This window comes from Psychromonas aquimarina ATCC BAA-1526 (assembly GCF_000428725.1).
Lineage (GTDB): Bacteria > Pseudomonadota > Gammaproteobacteria > Enterobacterales > Psychromonadaceae > Psychromonas > Psychromonas aquimarina.
Genome location: NZ_KE386792.1, coordinates 184,713 through 205,243, shown reverse-complemented (window position 1 = coordinate 205,243; position 20,531 = coordinate 184,713). Strand labels below are relative to the sequence as shown.

Below are 20,531 nucleotides of genomic sequence, written 5' to 3'. Positions count from 1 at the left end.
CTTTAACGACAGAATAATATTTTAAATGAAATCAGAATGCTAAAAGTTAGAGGCCGGATCAGAACTTCAAAATCATAAAGATATAATAAGTATGGTTTACCTGTTTGCTCTGTTTTTTTCTGCCATCAACAGCAAACCAATATTTTCTAATATAAAGGATAAACAATGCAGCAGGCTGTGAACCTTGATGCTAAATCAATAAATATAACAACAAAAAAAGAAAAAAAGCAGAGGATCCAGTCTGTTGATATGCTCAGAGGATTTGCATTAATCGGCATTTTGTTTGCAAATATCCTCTGGTACAGCGGCTACCTAGACAGCCCGGTTAGTGTAAGAGGGGATCTGCTTAATACCAGCATCTTCGATGAAGCGGTTTTATTTCTCACCCGCCTGCTGGTTCACGGCAAGTTTTATTTTATCTACTCTTTTTTATTCGGGCTTGGCTTTTATATTCTGTACAGCAGGGCGAACAGCCGCTATCCGTCATTTTCCCGCTATTTTATCAAACGGCAGCTGATTCTTTTTCTTATCGGCTGTATTCATGCCGTGTTTATCTGGTGGGGAGATATCCTGCGCTATTACGCTCTGATAGGGTTAGTACTGCTGCTGCTCAAGAACTGGGAACCTGAACATCTTCTTAAACTGTCGCTGGCTTTGCTGCTGACACCGCTGCTGCTGGATATTGTTAATGCGCTGTGGTCTATATCGCTGAATTTATCTTTTGCACCGGAATCGAACAAGAGTGTATTGCTTAGCCTTTATCAGCAGGGGTTATGGTTTGATGCCAATTTTGACCGCATGCTGATAGGACTGCAGGGAAATATTAACAGCGGCAGATTACTGCGGATTATGGGCATGTTTATTATGGGGTATTACTTCGGGCAGATCCGTTTTTTTACTGAATCAACCCGCTCATCTCTCCTGCAGAAACGTCTGATGATATTTGCTGTGCTTGTTGCTCTGCCGCTGGGGCTGATAAAAACCGGTGCCAGTTATTATGATTATGGTTTCAGTAAAATGAACGCAACTCTGGTGAAGGAGTTTCTTTATGTTATTTCTGTTACCGGCATGTCTCTAGGCTATATTGCTCTTATTGCATATTCGGGAAATTATCTGCAGCAGACCCTTGTCGGCAGGTGGCTGCAGACATTAGGCCGTGTACCGCTGACTAATTATATCCTGCAGTCGATCATTGGTTATGTGATCTTTCAGGGATTTGGTTTGTTTGCTGAAGTGCCTCTCTTTCAGGTCTATATGCTTAGTTTGGTGATTATTGCCGTGCAGCTTTTCCTGTCTATCGAGTGGTTAAAGCGAAGAAAAATGGGACCTGTTGAAGAGCTGTGGAGACGCATTGCTGGTTAGCTGCTGCTTACAAAGCTTTATCAATTTTAATAACGACTGTTTCAGCTCATGCAGAGGCAGTAGTAATCTTTATGCAGAGGAATATAAATGAATAAGTATATTGTTATAGCATGCGCTTTTTTTTCTTTAAATGCTGTGTCAGAAGAGCTGTGTCTTAACCTCAATGCCGGGCATGGAGGCAGAGACGGCGGCTTTATGCGTGACAGTATTTTGGAAAGTCAGTTTGTTTTAGAGGTCGCAAAGCAGCTTGAACCACTGTTAGAAGCTCAGGGAATAGAGGTTAATAACGTTAGAAGCGCTGATGATTACATAAGCCTGGATGAGCGGGTTGATATTGTCAGTAATGCTCCTGATTGTATGTTGATTAACCTGCATGCAGAGCCGGGAAGTGAAGGTGTTTATTATAAAGGTGATGAAAACAGAGACTTTGCCAAGAGCATTAAAGATAATTTGAGTGTTTATATTAAACAGCCGTTAGCATTTAAAGAAAAAGCTTATAGAGAACTTTACGGTAAGAAAGCCGTGTATATAAATTTGCCCTTAGGTGATAATTCATCACCTAAAAGTATGGCCGGCGCATTATATAAGAGTGTATTACGGGCCATATAAGCCGCCTGTCTGTAAAAACTCAATCGCCAGGTCTGGTGATTGAGTTCTCCCTGGCATATTATTTCCTGTTTATAGAGTGAAACAAAGAAAAATGGGTCTGTTGAAACACTATGAAACCGCATGGCTAGTTGGCACTCACTTCCAAGGTGGTTCTTTGAAACTAGGACTATCGTTAAGCCGGCGAATATAAAGAGAGGTTTTAATTTAACAGGGTTAATAAATCCACGTGCTTTACTATTCCCACCAGCCTGCTTTCTTCCAGCACTGCAAAAATATCTGCGCTTTCTTCCTGAGTTTTAATCGCCGCTTCTGCAAGTCTGTCCTGCGGATTAAGTATCGGGTAAGATTTTGCCATCATATCGTTGACTTTTACCGGCTGATCGCAGTGGTAACCACTCACTAACAGTGCTTTATGACAGTCAACCTGCGATACCATGCCGATGAGTTTATTCGACCGGTTAACTACAGGCAGGCGGCTCTGCTGCACTCATATTGTTCTCCTAATGACTACTTTTTGAAAGCAACTGGTAAATCATAAATCTCAAATAATGATAGTTACATTCGATTGTGTTTGTCATTGCAATAGAATGCTCCTATTCAGTGTTGCTTGGGATTATCAGCTTGATGTCGTTAAAAAGAAAAATTTATTATACGGGTGTTTACAACCCAAATGATAATCACTATCATTTGGGTGTGTTTTTAATATTAACTAAAGAGGGCTCGAGCATGAAAAAGACAATGACTTTTGCAATATTACATTTCTCAGTAGCTTTTACGATTACTTATTTATTAACCGGCAGCATAGTGATCGGCGGGGCGGTTGCTCTAATTGAACCGGCGGTGAATACCGTTGTGTTTTACTTTCATGAAAAAGTCTGGAAAAAAATTGAATCTAAAAAGCAGAGCGCGGAAAATAACAGCGCGAGCATTGTGCCTGTTAATTAACTATCTGCATAAACATCCTGCTGAAATGCAGGTAAAGTAGTAAAAGCTGAGCCTGTACGCTATTGTTTTGACTGAAGTAGCAAAGCCGCACTCTGCGCTGGAAAATTTACCGGTGAGTGACAATGTAACAGCAGTAAGCCGCCGTTTTAAACGAGGTTTCGTTTTTTTAAGGGCAGGTTATAACAAATCGTCTAAATAATTTGTTATAACCTATTATTGAAGTTTATACCTATGTTACCTCAAGATACTTTGTCAGGCGCCAGCTCGAACACCAGATCAAGGCGCAGTATGAGGTAATTGTTATTCACTTTTCGATTGCTGCAACGCAGGGCTGGTTTTCGAGCTAACGCCCGCAGGGCAAGGCAGCTTGTACCAATCTGCGTTGTTATAAAATTTCTATGTAGAATAACTATAAAAGAATTAAAGTCTTTATTTTAATTCTACCGAAAGAGGATTAACGTAGTTAATCGCTCGAAAGGTTCAATTTTATGTCTAGCATCTCGGCACAATTTGCCTTGCTGACTTTGCATCTTGAAGTATCATAGGTATATCAGGGGAATCAGGGCATGGATTCATTAACTCAGCTCGCATTAGGTGCCAGTATTGCGGGTGCGGCTGGAAGTAAAGTTTTCGGACGTAAGGTGCTGATAGCCGGTGCTGTATTAGGTACCGTGCCTGATTTAGATGTGTTTGTTGATTACGGCGGCGTTGTGGAAAACTATGTTTTTCATCGTTCGTTCAGTCACTCGCTGTTTGTATTAACTGCACTCTCTATTATTATTTATCTGCTCACTATTAAGCTTAAGCCTCACTATGCGGATCATAAAGGCACTCTCTTTGCGGTTATTTTCCTGCCTTTAATTACCCACCCGTTACTGGATGCTTTCACTTCCTACGGCACTCAACTATTCTGGCCGTTATCAACTCTCCCTATCGCATGGAACAGTATCTTTATTATCGATCCCTTGTATACCCTGCCGCTGCTGATAGCGATATTAGGCTTATGGTTTAGCCGCAACACTTTAAAATGGCAGCGGATCAATTCAGCAGCACTCTTTTTAAGCTGTTTATATTTAGGCTTTGGACAATATGCGCAATGGTCTGTCAGCAGGCAGATTAAAAATGATGAAACTGCTGAAAATGGTCAGGTATTAATTGTGCCGACGCCGTTTAATACCCTGCTGTGGCGGGTGGTGAGCTATCATGATGACAAATATTATGAAGCGTTGTCACTATTAGGCAGAGACCAACCGCTGCAATGGCATGCCTATAAACATAATCGAGAATTAATCAAAGGATTACAAACCACACATCTTAAACAGCTCGAGTGGATAAGCCGTGGTTATCTGCGTTTTGACAGCAGAGATAATAAACTGATTGTCACCGACATTCGCATGGGAACCGAAGAGCTCTACCCCTTCTCATTTGTTATTGCCGAGAATGCTGGAAGCTGGCAGGCTGTCGCGCCAACGCAGGAAGAAGTTGCGGTAGAGCCTGAGCTGCTGCTGTCACTCTTTAAGGATGTTTTTAATTAATTTAAAATCATGCGTACCTGAATTAGCTGCTTAGCGCTGTAGAGTAATTACCCCCCAATTGCTGACTGGCTGTTTTTGACGGCTGCCGCTTTCTTTTCTAAGGCGCTAAGCAGAGCCTCATTGAGTACGGCTAATTGATCATTAAGCATCTTACGCTGTTCTTCGGCTTTCGGGCTGTCATTACCCTGCAGCTCTTCTAGCTTTTTTTTGATCTGTTCAATCTGTTCTTTGATCCAGGCAATAGCCATATCGGCACCACTGCCGGCCCCTTTTTTCTCTGCTGCATTGGCTTCTGCCGCCTGTTTCTGCTGACCTTCAACAGAAAGGCTGACCTTATCTTCTTTATCGCTATCGTTTTTTTTATCCGTTTCAGACTTCGTGAGCCGTTCTTCGGCTGCCGCTGAGTGTTTAATCTGTAGAGTACCCTGACGGTTCATCTGCAGCTGCGTATGCATCAAGCCCATATTGAGATTCATTTTCTATCGCCTTAAGTTTAAGTATTCACCTAAAACCGGCAGGCTGCCGGTAAACTTTAGGTAAATACAAATTTAATCAAACCTATAAGAGCTTGTTTCATGCTTGCCGGGATTGTAAATACACATATTGTATTTACTCCTAAAAAACAAAATACCAGCTCCCGAATGGTTAATTATAAGAAAATTCAGGGATGTGCTTGGTACACCGGGTTGTCACCGTTTTTGTCGGAGAGATTAAAAACTCCTGTATGACTTTATCAATACAGCTGCGGTGAATATTTTCACTGAATAACTGACCATGGTCACCATGTGGATTGGTAAAAACCTGCGAGTAAGGGATATTTTTTGCGGCTAAATGTCCCCAGGCCGGCGGTGTTTGCGGATCATTAGCACCATTCAATATAAGTGTCGGTAAATTACTCGTCACGGGCTCTGTTTCTATAGAATCAGCTGCTTTAATATTCCACGCTTTACAGCTGTCTTCATCAAAGCCCATATGACGGATTTTATCCGCAGATATATGTGTTGTTGTTGACCAGTTTTGATTATTTGAACCTGCTAAAGCTGTTTGATTAAGGTATGGATATTCCTCGGAGCAGACAATTGACAGAGCCATTGGGGCGTAAAATTTTTCGTTATCTTTGTTGGCATCAGTGAGCTTCTTAATTAAGTCTAAATCTTGATTGATCGCTTCTATAATAGTTAACAGATCTGGATCTGTTTCACCTAGCGCATTCTGCACTAATTTTATAAAATCTTCAGCTTCGCGCTCTCGACCGTAATTTTGTAATCGAAGGATAATTGACTCTATTGTCTGTTTTAGCTCTGCGGGATTACACTGTAAGGATGTTCTACAGTTTTCAATAACTCGGTCTAGGGCGGCATAAACTGACCAGGGAGTATCAGATATCCCGTTAACTTCGATAGGAAAGACACCATCTAGAATCACACTTCTGATACCACTCGGATCTTCACGCATGATGGTCGCTGCTAATCGTGTTCCGTATGAAACTCCGTAAAGGTTCCAGCTTTCAAGCTTGAGTACTTTTCTTAAAGAAATAAAGTCATAAGCGCTTTGCACACTCTGATAAGCAGTAAAATCAATACCTTGTTTTGTCAGGCGTTCCTTACAGGCTTTGACCTGCTTGAAGGTTCCAGCTTCTCCTTGATACTCTGTACATGTTAATGCAGGTTTGGAGTAACCAGTACCTCGCTGATCGACTAGATATACATCTCGATCAGCCAGTAAAAACTTTGCGGGGGATTGAGTAAACGCTTCAATACTAGAAATTGCAGAGGCCCCAGGACCTCCCTGCAGGAAAACAACTGGATCCAGCTGCTTACTGCTGCTGGATGAAGTCAGCTTCAATACGGCAATATCTAATGTTTTGCTAGAAGCCGGCTGAGTATTAACTGCGTGTTTTTCTGGAACGGTAAAGTAACCACAAGCTGCATTTTCCGGTACGGATAAATTGTTAAGCATATCTTTACAAGTCGTGTCACGATAAGTCATAGCACTAGGAGTTGTAGTGCTGGGAGCTGCAGTACTGGGAGTTGTAGTACTAGGAGTTTTATCATTATTTTTATTATTGCAGCCAGCGAGCAAGGAACCAGCTATCAATAAGGTATATATTATTGTTATTCTCGATTTCATTGTACTTATTCCCTTTTGTTGTAATTAACATTATTTTTATTCGATCCTTCAGTGTTAAAAGATATGTTACTTAGCTTTTGTTTATGGGAATAGGGATTTATTGTATGTAAATGTACAAGTATTTCTTTACTGCTTGGTAAATTGAGGTGGGAGTGAATTTAGTTGATTATGTCTGTTTCAAGCCAACACAGTGCGAAGTGGGGAGCTTTCCAATTTTTATTTTGGTGTTGAAATAGCAAAGCATAATCGCGTTAACTTTATATTCAAAGAGATAATGGGGATCTCGTTTTTTTTATTTTCTTTCTTTGAGTCTCTTATTTTCAGCGGTTTAGAATTTTCTCAATACTGCCGTCTTGCCTCATCTGCTCAATCGTAATATTTACTTGAGGCATTAAAGATTTTGCCGGAGATTTCTTGGAAAATAAAACATAAAACACAGTCTTCTTGATGGGTTTAGAGGCTGAACGGACTCTTCCCTTAAATTCAGCATTATTATGCAGCATGGCATTACTGACAGACTGGTTTAATATGATGAAATCAACTCTTCTCCGTAGTCAAATCCAGATGTCAGCCCAATTTCATAGTGTTTCAAATCTTCCCATGTATTCCATTCAAAGGGAGTTTTACGCTTGTCTGAATAATACAAATAATAATAATCGGAAAACAAAGGGTCACTAAAAATCACAAACTTTTCTCGTGCGCTATTCTTAGTAATAAGCCAGCTTCCGTCAGCTTTACCTGCCTCCAGGTAGGTTATTACCCGTTTAAAAGGAAACAAATTGATTTCAGTCTCCACTCCGATTCGTTTGAACAATTCTTCGATTAGTTCTACTCCAACTCCTCCGCTAGGATTATCTCCGCTTGGCTGCCCAATCACCCAGGGATACCAAGGATCAATTACTAATCTGACCTTCTTAACTGGTTGTCCCATCCCAAGGGAGGCATAGGCAGCTAATCCTAAAGCTATTACAGCAACTCCAAAAATACGTCTGCAGCTCATAGTCCCACTCTCCTTTCAAACGGTTGCGTTGATGTGGTTTTCTCTCAATGCGTCGCTGTAGAGCTGCCCGCTGCCTGACTGAGCCAGCACAGCTCCAGGCGTGCAGTATCCCTTGACCGGGCTCCTCAGTAATATTCACTATCGCAACCCACGAAAACGAATCTTGATATTAATATTAATCGATCTTTAACATTTCTGCTAAGCAGCGACAATATGAAGCCTAGTTTTCTACTTTATAAATCGATGAATATCACCCGTCTCTAACATGATAGTGAGCGCAAAAATATTGTAGATACCTTAATTGAGATGCATTGTTTGAAGGAAAGTGCTTTTCAATGATTTCAGGAGCCAGCTGTTTTATCTTACGGCTGCTTATTTTGTAACTGAGATGTCGTATATATCCCTTGAATAGACAGAAAAGGTAGAATAAAAGGTAGGAGATCCATACGTTAAGCTATTTCAAATCATTACCTTTATTAATATGACAAAAGAGAAGCCGCGATATCCCTGTCATGAACCTTTTTGGGGCCGCTAACTTACCCTCTTAAGTCAAGTTGTTGTCATTTAATAATAAATGATAGTTAAAGTTTACTGTTTTCAAGCCGATAACAAAGTCAGTCTTTGTTCTTTGGAGCTATTTAACGCATTGATGGTGCCAGGTCTTTAGTTTTTAATTCGGGTGTTTATATACTTTCGAAAATGAGCGAAAAAACTTGGTTTGAATGTAAAATTCCGGTGCCGGGTATTGAGTTTTGAATTTCAAGAAGAAATGTCCGATCTAGTCTGAACTAATACACACCACGGGGCTTACTTGAAAAAGGCTGGGCTGTTTCTCCTTATTCTTTGCTAGTGTTTTATCCCGCCGCCTTAATTTTTATATGCTTTGCGAATCTTTCGCTGATCTCATTAGGCAGCAGTGGTTTACTGAAATAATAGCCCTGAATAATATCTGCACTATACTGTTTCAGGAAATTGAATTCCTCGGCTGTTTCTACCCCTTCCGCGACTACTTGTAGATGAAGTTGATGTGCCATGGCAATAATAGCGGAAACAATTGCTTTACCGTCATCACCACTATTTAAATCCGTAATAAAACTTTTATCTATTTTCAGTTTGTTAATGGGTAACCCTCTTAATGCGCTTAATGAGGAGTATCCTGTACCAAAATCATCCAGTGCTATTTGAATACCGGAAGATTGAATTTTCTGCAGTTGAAGAATCGAATCTTCACCCTGCATAATACTGGATTCAGTGATTTCCACTGCTAATAACTCTGCACTCAGCCCGGTTTCCATTAGGCAGTCAATAATGACGCTATGCATATCTTCTCTTTCCAGCTGCACACAGGATACGTTTACCCACACCGGTACTACGGGGATGCCCATTGCCTGCCACAATTTTACCTGATGACATGCTTCCAGTATTACCCATCGCCCTAGAGAGATAATTAACCCAGATTCTTCAGCAATAGGGATAAATACATCTGGTGGTATCCAGCCCTTACCGGGTTTGTGCCAGCGTACGAGGGCTTCGCAGCCAACCATTTTTCCGCTTTTGCTGCAGATTTGCGGCTGGTAGTTCAACTGCAGTTCGTTATTATGGATAGCACGGCGCAGATCTTCTTTTATCTCCATCGCTTTTAATGATTTTAAAGCGGCTGTTTTGCTGAAGAAGCGATAGGTATTTTTGCCCATCATTTTAGCTTCATACATGGCCGTATCAGCATTTTTAAGAAGATCGATAGCGCTTTCTCCCGTCTCTTTTGCGATAGCGATGCCAATACTTGCACCAATTAAAAATTCCCGTTCCGCTATCATAAAGGAGGTACTTAATACCTTAAGAATCCGCTTAGCAATATGCTCTGCTGCATGACGGTCATTTGTACCTGTTAATAAAACGGTGAACTCATCCCCCCCTAAACGCGCAATTTTATGCCGCCCAGGGTTAATATAGTCCTCTGCCCGCAGTGCATGCTTTAGTCGTTTGGCGACGGCCATCAGCAGGTGATCCCCAGTCACATGACCAAAGTTATCATTGACCTCTTTAAACCCGTCTAAATCAATAAATAGTAAAGCGATATTGGGTATTTGATAATTGGATCTACAATAGTGGTGATTTAGCGCATCAGTAAACTGGCGGCGGTTAGGTAATTTAGTGAGGCTGTCAATATAAGCTGTTTCATGTACTTTTTGTTTTTGTCTAAGCAGCCCTATGCCCATATCTTTGATGGTATTAGCCAGATCGTGTAGTTCGTCATGAGATTTTGAATAGAATGACCAACGCCCGCCCTTCACTCCCATTTCTTGGGCAGAAAGACCTAACTTAAGAATTGGGTGAATCAATAGTTTATTAAGCAGCCAAAACAGCGTTGCGGCACTGACCAGCATCACCAGAAAAGAACTGATTAAAGAGGTATAGCCCATCTCTTTTAATAGATGAGTTAATTCCGATTTAGACCAGCCAATGCTGAAGAATAAGCCGTTGAATAGCTCCTTTTGCCCGACAATATAGTTTTTTTTCTGCAGTGCCCAGTCGGTAAGCTGCAGCACATGGTTGCGGGGCATGGTTGTAAATAACTCAGACAGGGAGCTGCTCGTGAGTTTTTTATCGCCATTGATTAAAATAGGCCTGCCCTTAGTGTCCTGCAGCACCATAAAACCATGCTCTATCAAGCTATTACTGGTAATGATGTTATCGATAAAATCAAAGCTGGTTTTAATAATAAGGTAAGCCTTGAGTTCCTCTTTAGTGGAGGTTGACTGCTCAATGATGTTTTTTTGAAAAACTTTTCGAGCTAACACCAAAACCCACTGTTTTGTATCGGGGTTGATCTGTGGAATGATGGTGAAATTATGTGGTGATTTTGCAATGTTTTTAAAATATAAATTATCTTGCTCTTCATCACTAAGGTTGCTGCCGGAATTCTTAAGTAAGCTCACTTCCTCATAACCGTCCAGCATTACCAGGCTAATTTCAATATATTCAGGATAGGCATCCATAAACGAGGCAAACTGATTTGCTAACACTTTATGCATAATATTGAAGCGTATGATTTCATCTTCAGTCCGCAGATAACGATTAAGTATTGCACTTTGCGAAAATAGTAAGCTGTTAGCCTGCATTGTATTTAACTGCAGCTGCAGGGTGTTTTCTACTTGAGAGATGGAATCACTAATATGCTCTTTAATCTGCTCAGCAAAATACTCCTGATAAAGCAGGAAGGAAGGGATAACCAATACAATAATCTGCAGCAGTATAACGGGTAAAATGGATAGTGCAATTTTGGGTCTCAAGAGCATATTAATTACCAATCCATGTATGAATAATAGAGTTATTTAGTGAGCTCTTTCAGCTCCCTCATTATGCTATTGTGCTTTTTGATCGTGCGCGGAGAAAGCAGCTGATAGGTTTCAGATTGTGCAATTAAGGCTTCATCCGGGTAGATAATTGAATTGTTTAAGAATTCACTGGGCAGCAGTTTTTCAGCTTCCGAGTTTGGGGTGGCATTGAAAAGATATAAGGCATTATCAGCCGCCTGCTTAGGGCGATTAATAAAATCAATAAAGTGATGTGCTAATTTAACGTTGCCTGCTTGTGCTGACAGGCAGATAAAATCAGCCCAGACAGCGCCGCCTTCTTTAGGCACAAGATATTCAACTTGCGGCTCTAGCGCATGCAGCATTAGTGCGTCTCCACTATATGTAAGCGTGACACTGGCCTGCCCTGTGACCAGTTTTGCTGTTTTGGTATCGCTGGCAATAGGTGAATACCCTGCGACTGAAGGGGCTTGGGCAAGCAGCAGCTGCCGTGCTTGCTCAAGCTCTTGAGAGTTTGAGCTGGCCATGGAATAACCCAGAGATTTCAGCGCCATGCCGACGACCTCTGTGCTCATGCTGGACATCAGTATTTTCCCCTGTAATTCAGGGGCGGGAGAGAAGACCTGTTTCCAACTGGTAATCGGTTCTGGGACAAGATCCTTACGATAAGCAATACCTGTGGTTCCCCAAGCGTAAGGGGTACAGAATTGAGCTTCTTTATCTAGATTGGATAACTCAGGTAACTGTGCATAGTTAATATTGGGGGCTGCTTGTGGGTCAAAATCATTGATCCAGCCCAGTTTTTTGTAGGATATTAGATTTGTGGAATCCACCAGCAGTATGTCGTAACCAAAAGCATTCGTGTTGATTAATATTTCATCTCGACCATTGTCTGATTCGAAATAGACAAAATTAACTTTGGCATTATATTCGGCTTCAAATTGAGTGACTAGCTCGGGATTTATATAATCTCCCCAAGTCAGAAAAGTGATCTCTTCTGTCTGTTGACTGGGGGCTGCCGCAAGACAAAAAATCGAACTTAACAATAAAGATGTGAATAAAATGGTGGAAAGAATTAGGTACTTTATTAGTTCAGTACTTGGTGCTGGAATGACTTTATGCATCAAATATCCCTACTCTTAGAGTTGTTTTTATAAACTTCTTCCCACAGCTAAAAGTGGGCTTAACGGCGGTTCGTGTCAAGTTTTAGTTGTATAAATGTCACTGCTACAATGTCAGTTTTTACTAAATTCGACGGGGAAAAGTCAATAAAGAGGAACAGTAAATAGCATCGACATGGTCAGGTATTTAAGTTTTTAATTTCGAGAAGAACAGATAAAAAAACTTGCTCAATGTATGAGCTCAAGTCTTGCGCTTTGCTTTTTGTTGAACGAAATTCAGCCGGCAAAGATCAACAGACCCCAACACTGCGTCAAATTATAGTCACTTAACAGTGAATAACAGCTAAAGTTTACTGTTTTCAAGCCGATAACAGAGTCAATCTTTGTTCTTTGGAGTTACTTAATGAACGTTCATTTTGATCTGTCCAGTCCTTTGTTAACCGATGCTGTACCATTACAGAAACACAATCTCAGTGTCGGCAAGACAGAAGTAAGCATGGCAGCGGCTGCTCCTAAAGTAGCTGTAGAAGCGCCGCAAAGTGCGGAAGATATAAGAAGAACTAAACAAATTCTACGTTCTGCGCTGCATGAATACTCTCCACAGAAACTCAACCAGGTTTATGAATCTGCCGTCGATAATCGGGTGACAATTTATAGTCAAAATGAACAAGGTGAACCAGAGCCCCATAAAGCATTTATTGATAAAGTGACTCGCCGTGTTAATTACGGTAAAGCCCAGGGGGAAAGCGCCGAACAGCTTAATTCATTAATGGATCGAATCAGCCGCGGTGCAGAAGAGGCTTACAGTGAAACACGTAATATATTAGCCGGGTTAAGTAAACTTGATCCGGCCACGGAAAGCTATATCAGCGAAAGCCAGAGTTATACTCGTTTAGGTGTAACAGAATTAAGCTCGAAGATTGGTGTGGATGAACAGTTTGATAAAACAACGGATCATAAAAAAGAGTTCTCTCTACAGGTAACCACTAGAGAAGGTGATGAAATAAGTATTTCAATCAGGCAAAGCCGTGGTGTATTTGATTTAACGCGTGGTGATGAAATTAGTGTGAAATATGAAGTTGAAGGAGACTTATCGGCCAGTGAACACGAAGCTTTGAGCGATCTGATGAATGCTGTCGGCAGTGCTTCGGACAGTTTATTAGCGGGCGGTGATCTAAATGAAATAATGGGAATTAAAGAGTTTAACGGCAGGCAGCTAGCTGATTTTTCATTAAATCTTAAAGGCAGTGGTCAAACAATTGAATATTATTATGACCAGGACGGCCGAGATCAGAATCTGCAGGGGAGCTGGACTCAGGATAATCAGGTGATGGCTAAATTCAGTTTAAATTCAAAATTTGGCGGTACAACAAATGAGTATGAACTGGCTCAGTATTTAGATTTGATTGAAGAAGCCGCTGATGCAAGTTATAAATTTAATGAAAACGAAAAAGAAAAAGATAGAAGCAGTGATCTGTTTAAAAATACGCTGACAAATTTTATGAATTTAGCTGAAGATCTTGGTAAAAGCCTTGATAAAGCGGATAAAAAGTTTGATCAGGCGAGAACGTTAGCCGATACACTGTTTACTAAAATGAATCATGAACAGAGCACCCGTTTAGGTTTGAAAGATGAAGATAAAGCCCGGTTTAAAGAAGGCTTTAACCGTATGGTTGATTTTAGTGCGAATTTTATGAGTAATGAAGGCGGTATGATCAGTCAGGGGGGGCAGGATCTTAAAACCGGTTACCAGATTGATTTAAAACAGCGAACTAGCGTTGCTGTTGAAACAACCCCTGACGGGATTAAAGATGCCGTAAAACAAACACGCACAGTTCAATTTGACGGCGTGATGCGCGGCGGTATTAGTGAACGAGATCATCGATTAAATGAAAAATATGAAGTGAGTGCGGTTATTCAGGATTTTTCAATGCAGGCGATGAAACAAAACCGTGACAGCAAAGAGTATCTGCGCGAAAAAATATATCATGGTTTAGGTGAGTACCGATTCCAGGAGACAGAACGGGAGAGTGAAAGCAGCAATAGTTTATATTTCTTGAAAGAGGGGAGTTTAGAACTAAGCAGGCTTGAAGGACAAGAAAAATTCAAAAAAGGGTTTATGGCTGGCGACAAAATAACCTCTCAAATAGAGGGCGGTGAAACCTACAACTACAATGCTGAGCTGTTAATTAAAACAGAGCAAGATTTCCGTGACGCCAAAGTGATTGAGATGAGTATTGAATCTCAGAAAAAACTGTTGGATGAAGTATTAGATGTGCTGAAATAGTGGTAGTGTTCAAAGCATGGCTTGAATATTAAAGGTATTGGCCGATCGACACTGAGAAAAATAGAGCCTTTTCTAACCCTGCCACTTTAAAAGATAACAATCCCATTGTGACTGCAGCTGTAAAACTAAGGAGCTGTTTTTATATTTGGAAGTGCAGTTTTAACCGCGCAGCGGCACTGGCGACTCTGAAATTGAACTTCCGGCGCTTTTCACTGAAGATGTAATCTTGCATGTTTAGTACGCACAAAAAGATATGACGGCCTGTGTTTTCGCTGCAGGAGTTTCAGCAGACCATAAGCGATCCTCCGGTCCGTGAACATCTTGATTTTCCATCAATAACCCCAAACGTCGAGATATCTTACACTTCGCCCGTCGGTAAATTTGCAGGGACACTTAACAGTCTGTTTTTTATGGTTGTTTCTAATCTGGTGCAATCATTGCTACATCTAATGTGAGATTGCCCGATTAACTAACTAAGGAGAGTTGTTATGGCATCACTCGTTATTCACAAAACGACCAGTTTTGCTCTTCTACTTATACTAACAATAGGAATGATAAGCAGCACACGGGCAACTGTGATCGCAGACGAAGCATCCGACAGCCTGGGTATCAATCTCGGCGGTCTTGAATGGTTGGAGTTGCCATATACGTTAGATCAGTCCAGAAACTGGATCGAACCCCAGCTTGACGGAACAATAGGCAGCGTGAATCCTCTGTATCCTTTTGAAGGTACTGACTGGAGGTATGCCGCTCGCTCCGAAGCAGAAACACTGCTGGGATCCATTGCAGAGTCCGGATGGTCGACAGATAACTATGCTGGCGTTACCTGGTTCAGAGACACATTTCAAGCCTGGTCAGCAGAGCCTGACTCACGATTGTTTTACGGTAACGACGGCGAGTGCCATGCTGATATTACTATGTCGTGCTACGCAGTAGTCTCGATTGATGGAGACGAGGGATGGGTTCAATATGGCGGATTTGCTCCTAAAGGACAATCCGATGGTATAGTCGCGTCTCTGCTTGTGAAAATACCAGAGCCCCCAGCCCTCGCAATTCTGGGCCTCGCTCTGCTAGGATTAGGATTTAAGCGACGTAATTTCCACGTTTCGGCATCGTAGCTCAGTGATCATATCTAGCACCTAGGGCCTGTTTATCTTTGATCCTGCTGGGGGCAAAGAGCAAAGATAAACAGGCCCTAGAAGATCTAAAAATCTGCACAGGTGTTTGTTGAACTGATGTCTGCGGATTAGGCTCAGCTCTGAGGACGAGACACGCGAGATTTTGCTGTCATCTCTTATATCTGGAAATATTCCATCAACTGCTGCTTATTCGTTGGAAGCTGCAGAAAACGACGGTGCCAGGTCTTTAGTTTTGAGTTTCAATAAGGCAGATAAAAGGTACTGGGACAAGATAAATATCTGTCCCTGATGCTTAAAATCTCTAGTCAAATTTTTTCTGATTGTAATTCTATTTATGCTCAGTTTTGAAAATTAAGATATGATGCTTAGCTCAGAATACTAATGAGGAAATGCATATGTTTATAAAAGGAAAGATAGCTGCTGAAAGAGCCGCGTATTGCGCTACAAATAAAAACTCAGACGGTTTTTTAAAGCTGTCCAGCCAAATGTGCTGGGATGCGGTTGTTACTTGTGCATTTGATTCAAAAGGAATAAGTGAGGCCAAGAATCCGACTCTTAAAAGCATAACCAGTGAAAGTTTTTCACACTTTGTCAGTATGGATGATCCGGTTATTTCTTCTCGTGAGGAGATGTGGAAAGTACCGCAGGGCAGTTTTCTTGGCTTTTTTTCTTTAACAGATGGTAAACCAAAGCTTATCCATGGGATGCTGGCAACAGGAGCAGGCTGTGCCGCCGGAAATAAGAACGGCTGTATTGGACTCGGCTCACCCGTCGGCTGGGAAATTCTGGATTTAGCTAATAATCTTATCTGGCTCCCGGAAATGTTAAGTTTTAATGCTGTCCATAAAAATGCGAAAGGCGTGCAGAATATTCGCCAGATTAGATATCGAACCTTAGATAAATTCCTATAATCACTAGTTTCACGTTCTGCGCTGTCTCTTGATGGTCTGCGATCCAGAGACAGTACTCTTTGATAAACGATGTAGAGCCCTTGCTGTCGATATGACAAGCAGGGGTTATTAAACAAATTTACCTATTTGAACTTTAAACTGCTTAGTCTCTTGTGAAATTGTGCACTGCCAGCCCGTTTTCTGGCAAAGAGTGGTGACCAGGTACAGCCCTACACCATAGCCGTAATCATTAAATTCATTGCTATGATCAGTTTCAACAGCGACTGGATTTGTGATTGTTAACCCCGCATCAGGTTGATAATCGATCAACAGTTTACCTTCCGAGCTATACTGCAGGGCATTTCTAACCAAATTACGCACCAGTATCTGTACCAGTACCGGGTTAGCCTCAATCATCGCTTCCTGCTCAAACAGGCTGATATCCAGCAGTTTATCGGCGGCTAAATAGCGGTTGTGCTCCAGCTCATGTTTAATGACTTCACCAAGGTTGACTGGCTGAGTTTCAAACTGAGCTAAGTCATCGGACCATAACCACAGCAGGGTTTCGCTGGTGGCGCACATATTAGTATTGGCTCGCTGGATCTTGCTCAGCTTACTGCTGAGTTTTGCCGTCAGCTGCGGTTCGGTTTTGTTGATCAGCTCTAATGAAGCTTTAGTGATTGCCAGAGGCGTTCTCAGCTCGTGACTTAAAGCGCGTAATAACTGCTTTTCTTTTTCGTTGCGCTGACTGATTTCGGTCAGTGAGCTTTGGATCTGCCCGGCCACTTCATTGAGCTCGTCAAAACGGAAATCGGGACGCCGCTGTGTGTTTTTAGATTGTAGATCTTTTGAGGCTATCTGGCGGTTCCATTCGCGTAATGCTTTGACAGGCCTTAATACAGACCAGCCTAGGTTGTAAATAACGCCGATACTCAGCACCGCTAGGACCAGGGCTAACATAGCAGTCATTCCACCAATAGTCAGGCCGGGCATGGCAGTATCGGGCGACTCATTATAGATGTGTAATACGAAAAGCAGCTGCTCTGTGCCGGGATTATAGTAGGGCAGCAGGTAAAGATGGCGGCCGTTCTGGTAGTCATAATAGAGCTCCTCCTCCAGCCAGGAGTGATTCTCGAATATTTTCTGAACAGTTTCGGGCAAACTGCTGTATTCAGGATAAACCACGATAGATGCATTACTTTCAGACGGACGTTTATGCTGGATATAGTTTTCTGCTTTCATGCTCATAAAGTAGTGTACGGAATCATCGGTGCCCCAGTCATACACCAGATTGATCATGGCGATAAATACCAGCATAACCACTGTAACCAGCACAATGATCTGCAGTGAAATGTAACGGCTGATACTGCGCGGCAGCATTAGGACTGCTCCTGCGGTGCGGCTATCATCACTCCCCGGCCGCGGACGGTGGTGATAAGAGGGCTGAGATTTGGCAGATCGACTATTTTCCGTAATCGATAAATCAGCATCTTCAGTGCGTCTCCGGACGGTGCTTCACTGCCCCAGACATAGTTTTCGATATCAACTTTGGCTACTATTGACGGGCTGTGTTTGACCAGGAGCTCCAGCAGCCGCCATTCGGCTGCGCTTAGAATCAGCTGCTGACCCGCTCGACAGGCCTGCTGCGCGGTCAGATCGATCTCCAGGCCGGCAATGTTAATTTTATCTGCAGACGGGAGAGTTCGATGTGCCAGGACTTTGATTCGTGCGGTCAGCTCGGCCAGCTCAAAAGGCTTAACTAAATAATCATCAGCGCCTTTTTCAAAGCCGGTAAGTTTGTCCTGCAGCTTGTCTCGAGCGGTGAGCAGCATACAGGGCGTGTGACTGCCGCCGCCGCGCAGTTTATCCAGGAAGCTGAAGCCGTCCATTTTCGGCATCATCACATCAGAAACAATTACCTGGTAGGAATTACTTTCCAGGAGATTAAGGGCCATGGAGCCGTTATAGGCGATATCACAGTCAATAGCTTCGGCCTGCAGATATTCAATAATCAGTTCAGCCAGGTCCATATTATCTTCAACCAACAGTATCTGCATTCAACGGCTCCTTTTGAATTAAAACAATGGCTGATCATTGGTGACACAGTGTATACCACCTCCCGCTTCAGCAATAATAGAAGCGTCGATCAGGTAGACATTTCTATCGGGATAGAAGGATTCCAGCCGCACCTGCAGCTCCTTATTATAATCGTCATTTTGTTCGCCCATAGCAACAATAAAGCCGTTTCCTACCAGCCAGTTAGGATTGCCGTTATAACGCAGTACTTTGAGCCCGGCCGCCTGCGTATCGGTCACTAATTGATCGTCTGTCGTACTGTCATCAAGAACCGTGATAACTAATGTATCACTGCTGATGAATCGCGCTGTGCCGTCAATGTGGCCGGTTGTGCCGTCTTCCGGGTAATGACCATAAGCCCAGACAATGGTGTGTACCCCGAGCTTTTCTTTTAAGACAGCTTCGTGCTCCTGCTTAGTCATACCCGGGTTACGCTGATCCTGGCAGTCCCAGTTGATCACCAGAATGCCGTCGCCGTTCACCTCTACATTACCTTTCTCTAATATGTAGTCAAGGTATTGTTTAGACTCGACATTCAGCTGTTTGGCGACATAGTCCGGGATAAGATTATCCTTGCTGTAGCTGACTGTGCCGCCAAAGTTGCCGCCCCAGGCGTCAAAACTCCAGTTTTGAATCCAGGTTTTCTTACCGTTGGTGACATAAATAGGGCCGTTGTCACGCATCCAGGCATTGTCGAACGGCACAACATGCCACTGAATATTTTTATCAGAGACATCTAGTTCGCTTAATAACTGCTGAGCCTGAGTTTTTTCCTGCTCGCTGCGGGTAAGCATATGTACCGGCTGATACTGCTGTACGACGGAAACGATCCTGGCGAATGCCGGGCGCATAGCCGATTCCCATTGATCCGGATACTGCATCCAAACGGCAGCCTGGGGCTCCCATTCAGCTGGAACACGTACGTTAGCTGTGTCGGCCGGGGTTATTGCTGACGGCGACTCCGTTGAGGTTGTTGTCGGGGTAGTTGAGGCGGCGGCGGGGACTGACTCGGAAGAACATGCAGTCAAAGCCATTGAAGCACTTAAGATAACAATATTTTGCAGATAGCGAGAAGAACAGAACATAAGCCTTTCCTTTTGTTTGTGTTTGCAGCGAATTGACAGGGCTAGTTTATAAAAGACCGGGTAACGGGAAGGTAACGTGCTGCGCTATCAAGTAAAATTAATTATGCAGTCCGGTATGATTTATTGTCAGCGGTATTATTTACTGGTGCAGGCTGGGAAAAGGGCGGGATGTCTAATATTTATGCACATTTAATTTGAAATTAAATGAACCATAGTGTTAAAACATTCAGTAGAACTACTTCATTAAATGATGGCTGCTGATACGTTGATATGTTCCGTCTTTGTGCATCTCTTCTAACACGATTTTTATCTCCTGCTGGAGTTTCTGGATATTTGGATATTTGGATTTTTTAGAAAGAATCAAATAAGCGCTTTGCTTCTCGCCGATGGGGGCCTGCGGGAAAATCTGCTGGTTTAGCTTGAGCGTATTTAGATGGTGCTGCATTACTTCCAGATGCCCGATGACAGCATCTAATCGATTAATCTCAAGCATCTTAAGGTTCTTGACGTTATCACCTTCATGCACGGTAAACATATTTGTGTTTATGGCCTGGGTAAAAGCATCGCTGATGAATGCGCCGTTTTCTTTGGCGATAATTTTCCCGTCCAGGTCATGCAGTGAGGTAAAAGGAAACTGGTTATCTTCTCTCATAAAAAGGTACATGGTTTCGTCATGCAGCGGGGCTGTATAAAGACTGAACTGCTGCCGTTCCGGGGTCATAAATGCTGCAAACCCTCCATCCACCCGGCCTGTTTCGATATGATGCATAACCGCTTTCCAGGGAGCTGAGGTGATCTTAATTTCTAAGTTCAGACGTTTGGCCATTTCTTTGACAATATCGATATCAATCCCTGTTAACACATCGTCCTGCATATAATTAAAAGGAGGGAAGTTGTTTACAGTTGCCAAAACCAAAGCCTGTTGAGCGAAGACGGAATTCCAGCCAATATTAAGGAATAGAAGGCAAAGCAGGATTAAGCGTTTCATTGGAATCTCCTTTTCACTAAGATAATATTAGTATACGGCAGCAGCCT

17 protein-coding genes are annotated in these 20,531 nt (G+C 42.4%); 7 read left to right on the top strand and 10 right to left on the bottom strand.

What is annotated here, in order from left to right; translation table 11 throughout:
- The first annotated feature begins 165 nt into the window (after positions 1 to 165).
- Both G337_RS0122485 and G337_RS0122480 read left to right on the top strand, forming a co-directional pair.
- The gene (locus G337_RS0122485) at positions 166 to 1,362 is read left to right on the top strand and encodes a DUF418 domain-containing protein (protein WP_028865841.1); all 1,197 of its coding nucleotides are present in this window, start codon (positions 166 to 168) and stop codon (positions 1,360 to 1,362) included.
- An 87-nt stretch (positions 1,363 to 1,449) separates the two neighbouring features.
- Positions 1,450 to 1,971, top strand: a complete 522-nt coding sequence (locus G337_RS0122480; protein WP_028865840.1) for an N-acetylmuramoyl-L-alanine amidase — start codon at positions 1,450 to 1,452, stop codon at positions 1,969 to 1,971.
- A gap of 199 nt (positions 1,972 to 2,170) precedes the next feature.
- On the opposite strand, the gene G337_RS27165 is transcribed toward G337_RS0122480, so the two are convergent.
- Positions 2,171 to 2,458: a CBS domain-containing protein gene (locus tag G337_RS27165; protein WP_051303535.1), complete on the bottom strand. Its 288-nt coding sequence runs from the start codon at positions 2,456 to 2,458 to the stop codon at positions 2,171 to 2,173.
- Positions 2,459 to 2,697: 239 nt separating this feature from the next.
- On the opposite strand from G337_RS27165, the gene G337_RS0122470 reads away from it, so the two are divergent.
- Positions 2,698 to 2,916 (top strand): DUF2061 domain-containing protein, encoded by a 219-nt coding sequence (locus tag G337_RS0122470; protein WP_028865839.1) that lies wholly within the window; start codon positions 2,698 to 2,700, stop codon positions 2,914 to 2,916.
- Positions 2,917 to 3,482: 566 nt separating this feature from the next.
- A complete protein-coding gene (locus tag G337_RS27160) occupies positions 3,483 to 4,451 on the top strand; it encodes a metal-dependent hydrolase (RefSeq protein WP_051303533.1) in 969 nt (322 codons plus the stop codon).
- A gap of 47 nt (positions 4,452 to 4,498) precedes the next feature.
- Here G337_RS27160 and G337_RS0122460 read toward each other — a convergent pair whose 3' ends face one another.
- The 5 genes from G337_RS0122460 to G337_RS0122435 form a co-directional block, all read right to left on the bottom strand.
- On the bottom strand, positions 4,499 to 4,927 hold the full coding sequence (locus tag G337_RS0122460) for a hypothetical protein (RefSeq protein ID WP_028865838.1): 429 nt from the start codon (positions 4,925 to 4,927) through the stop codon (positions 4,499 to 4,501).
- A gap of 169 nt (positions 4,928 to 5,096) precedes the next feature.
- Positions 5,097 to 6,440 carry an alpha/beta fold hydrolase gene (locus tag G337_RS27155; protein ID WP_169719654.1) on the bottom strand — a complete coding sequence of 448 codons (1,344 nt, stop codon included), beginning with the start codon at positions 6,438 to 6,440 and terminating at the stop codon, positions 5,097 to 5,099.
- A gap of 664 nt (positions 6,441 to 7,104) precedes the next feature.
- Positions 7,105 to 7,581 (bottom strand): substrate-binding periplasmic protein, encoded by a 477-nt coding sequence (locus G337_RS0122445; protein ID WP_028865836.1) that lies wholly within the window; start codon positions 7,579 to 7,581, stop codon positions 7,105 to 7,107.
- Between the two features lie 854 nt (positions 7,582 to 8,435).
- On the bottom strand, positions 8,436 to 10,880 hold the full coding sequence (locus tag G337_RS28005; RefSeq protein ID WP_051303529.1) for a bifunctional diguanylate cyclase/phosphodiesterase: 2,445 nt from the start codon (positions 10,878 to 10,880) through the stop codon (positions 8,436 to 8,438).
- A 32-nt stretch (positions 10,881 to 10,912) separates the two neighbouring features.
- Entirely contained in the window at positions 10,913 to 12,022 is a 1,110-nt protein-coding gene (locus G337_RS0122435; RefSeq protein WP_028865835.1) for a polyamine ABC transporter substrate-binding protein, read from the bottom strand.
- A gap of 400 nt (positions 12,023 to 12,422) precedes the next feature.
- On the opposite strand from G337_RS0122435, the gene G337_RS0122430 reads away from it, so the two are divergent.
- The 3 genes from G337_RS0122430 (at position 12,423) to G337_RS27145 (ending at position 16,356) form a co-directional block, all read left to right on the top strand.
- On the top strand, positions 12,423 to 14,306 hold the full coding sequence (locus G337_RS0122430; RefSeq protein WP_028865834.1) for a DUF5610 domain-containing protein: 1,884 nt from the start codon (positions 12,423 to 12,425) through the stop codon (positions 14,304 to 14,306).
- A gap of 488 nt (positions 14,307 to 14,794) precedes the next feature.
- Complete coding sequence (locus tag G337_RS0122425) at positions 14,795 to 15,424, top strand: PEP-CTERM sorting domain-containing protein (RefSeq protein WP_028865833.1); 630 nt, start codon at positions 14,795 to 14,797, stop codon at positions 15,422 to 15,424.
- Between the two features lie 416 nt (positions 15,425 to 15,840).
- Positions 15,841 to 16,356 (top strand): hypothetical protein, encoded by a 516-nt coding sequence (locus G337_RS27145; RefSeq protein ID WP_051303527.1) that lies wholly within the window; start codon positions 15,841 to 15,843, stop codon positions 16,354 to 16,356.
- 108 nt (positions 16,357 to 16,464) lie between these two features.
- Here G337_RS27145 and G337_RS0122415 read toward each other — a convergent pair whose 3' ends face one another.
- The 4 genes from G337_RS0122415 to G337_RS0122400 all read right to left on the bottom strand — a co-directional run bounded on the left by G337_RS0122415 (position 16,465) and on the right by G337_RS0122400 (position 20,484).
- A complete protein-coding gene (locus G337_RS0122415; protein WP_028865832.1) occupies positions 16,465 to 17,715 on the bottom strand; it encodes a sensor histidine kinase in 1,251 nt (416 codons plus the stop codon).
- Positions 17,715 to 18,392 carry a response regulator transcription factor gene (locus G337_RS0122410; RefSeq protein WP_028865831.1) on the bottom strand — a complete coding sequence of 226 codons (678 nt, stop codon included), beginning with the start codon at positions 18,390 to 18,392 and terminating at the stop codon, positions 17,715 to 17,717. The genes G337_RS0122415 and G337_RS0122410 overlap by 1 nt, the downstream gene beginning before the upstream one ends.
- An 18-nt stretch (positions 18,393 to 18,410) precedes the next feature.
- A complete protein-coding gene (locus tag G337_RS0122405) occupies positions 18,411 to 19,496 on the bottom strand; it encodes an agmatine deiminase family protein (protein WP_028865830.1) in 1,086 nt (361 codons plus the stop codon).
- A 235-nt stretch (positions 19,497 to 19,731) separates the two neighbouring features.
- Positions 19,732 to 20,484, bottom strand: a complete 753-nt coding sequence (locus G337_RS0122400; RefSeq protein ID WP_028865829.1) for a substrate-binding periplasmic protein — start codon at positions 20,482 to 20,484, stop codon at positions 19,732 to 19,734.
- Positions 20,485 to 20,531 lie beyond the last annotated feature (47 nt).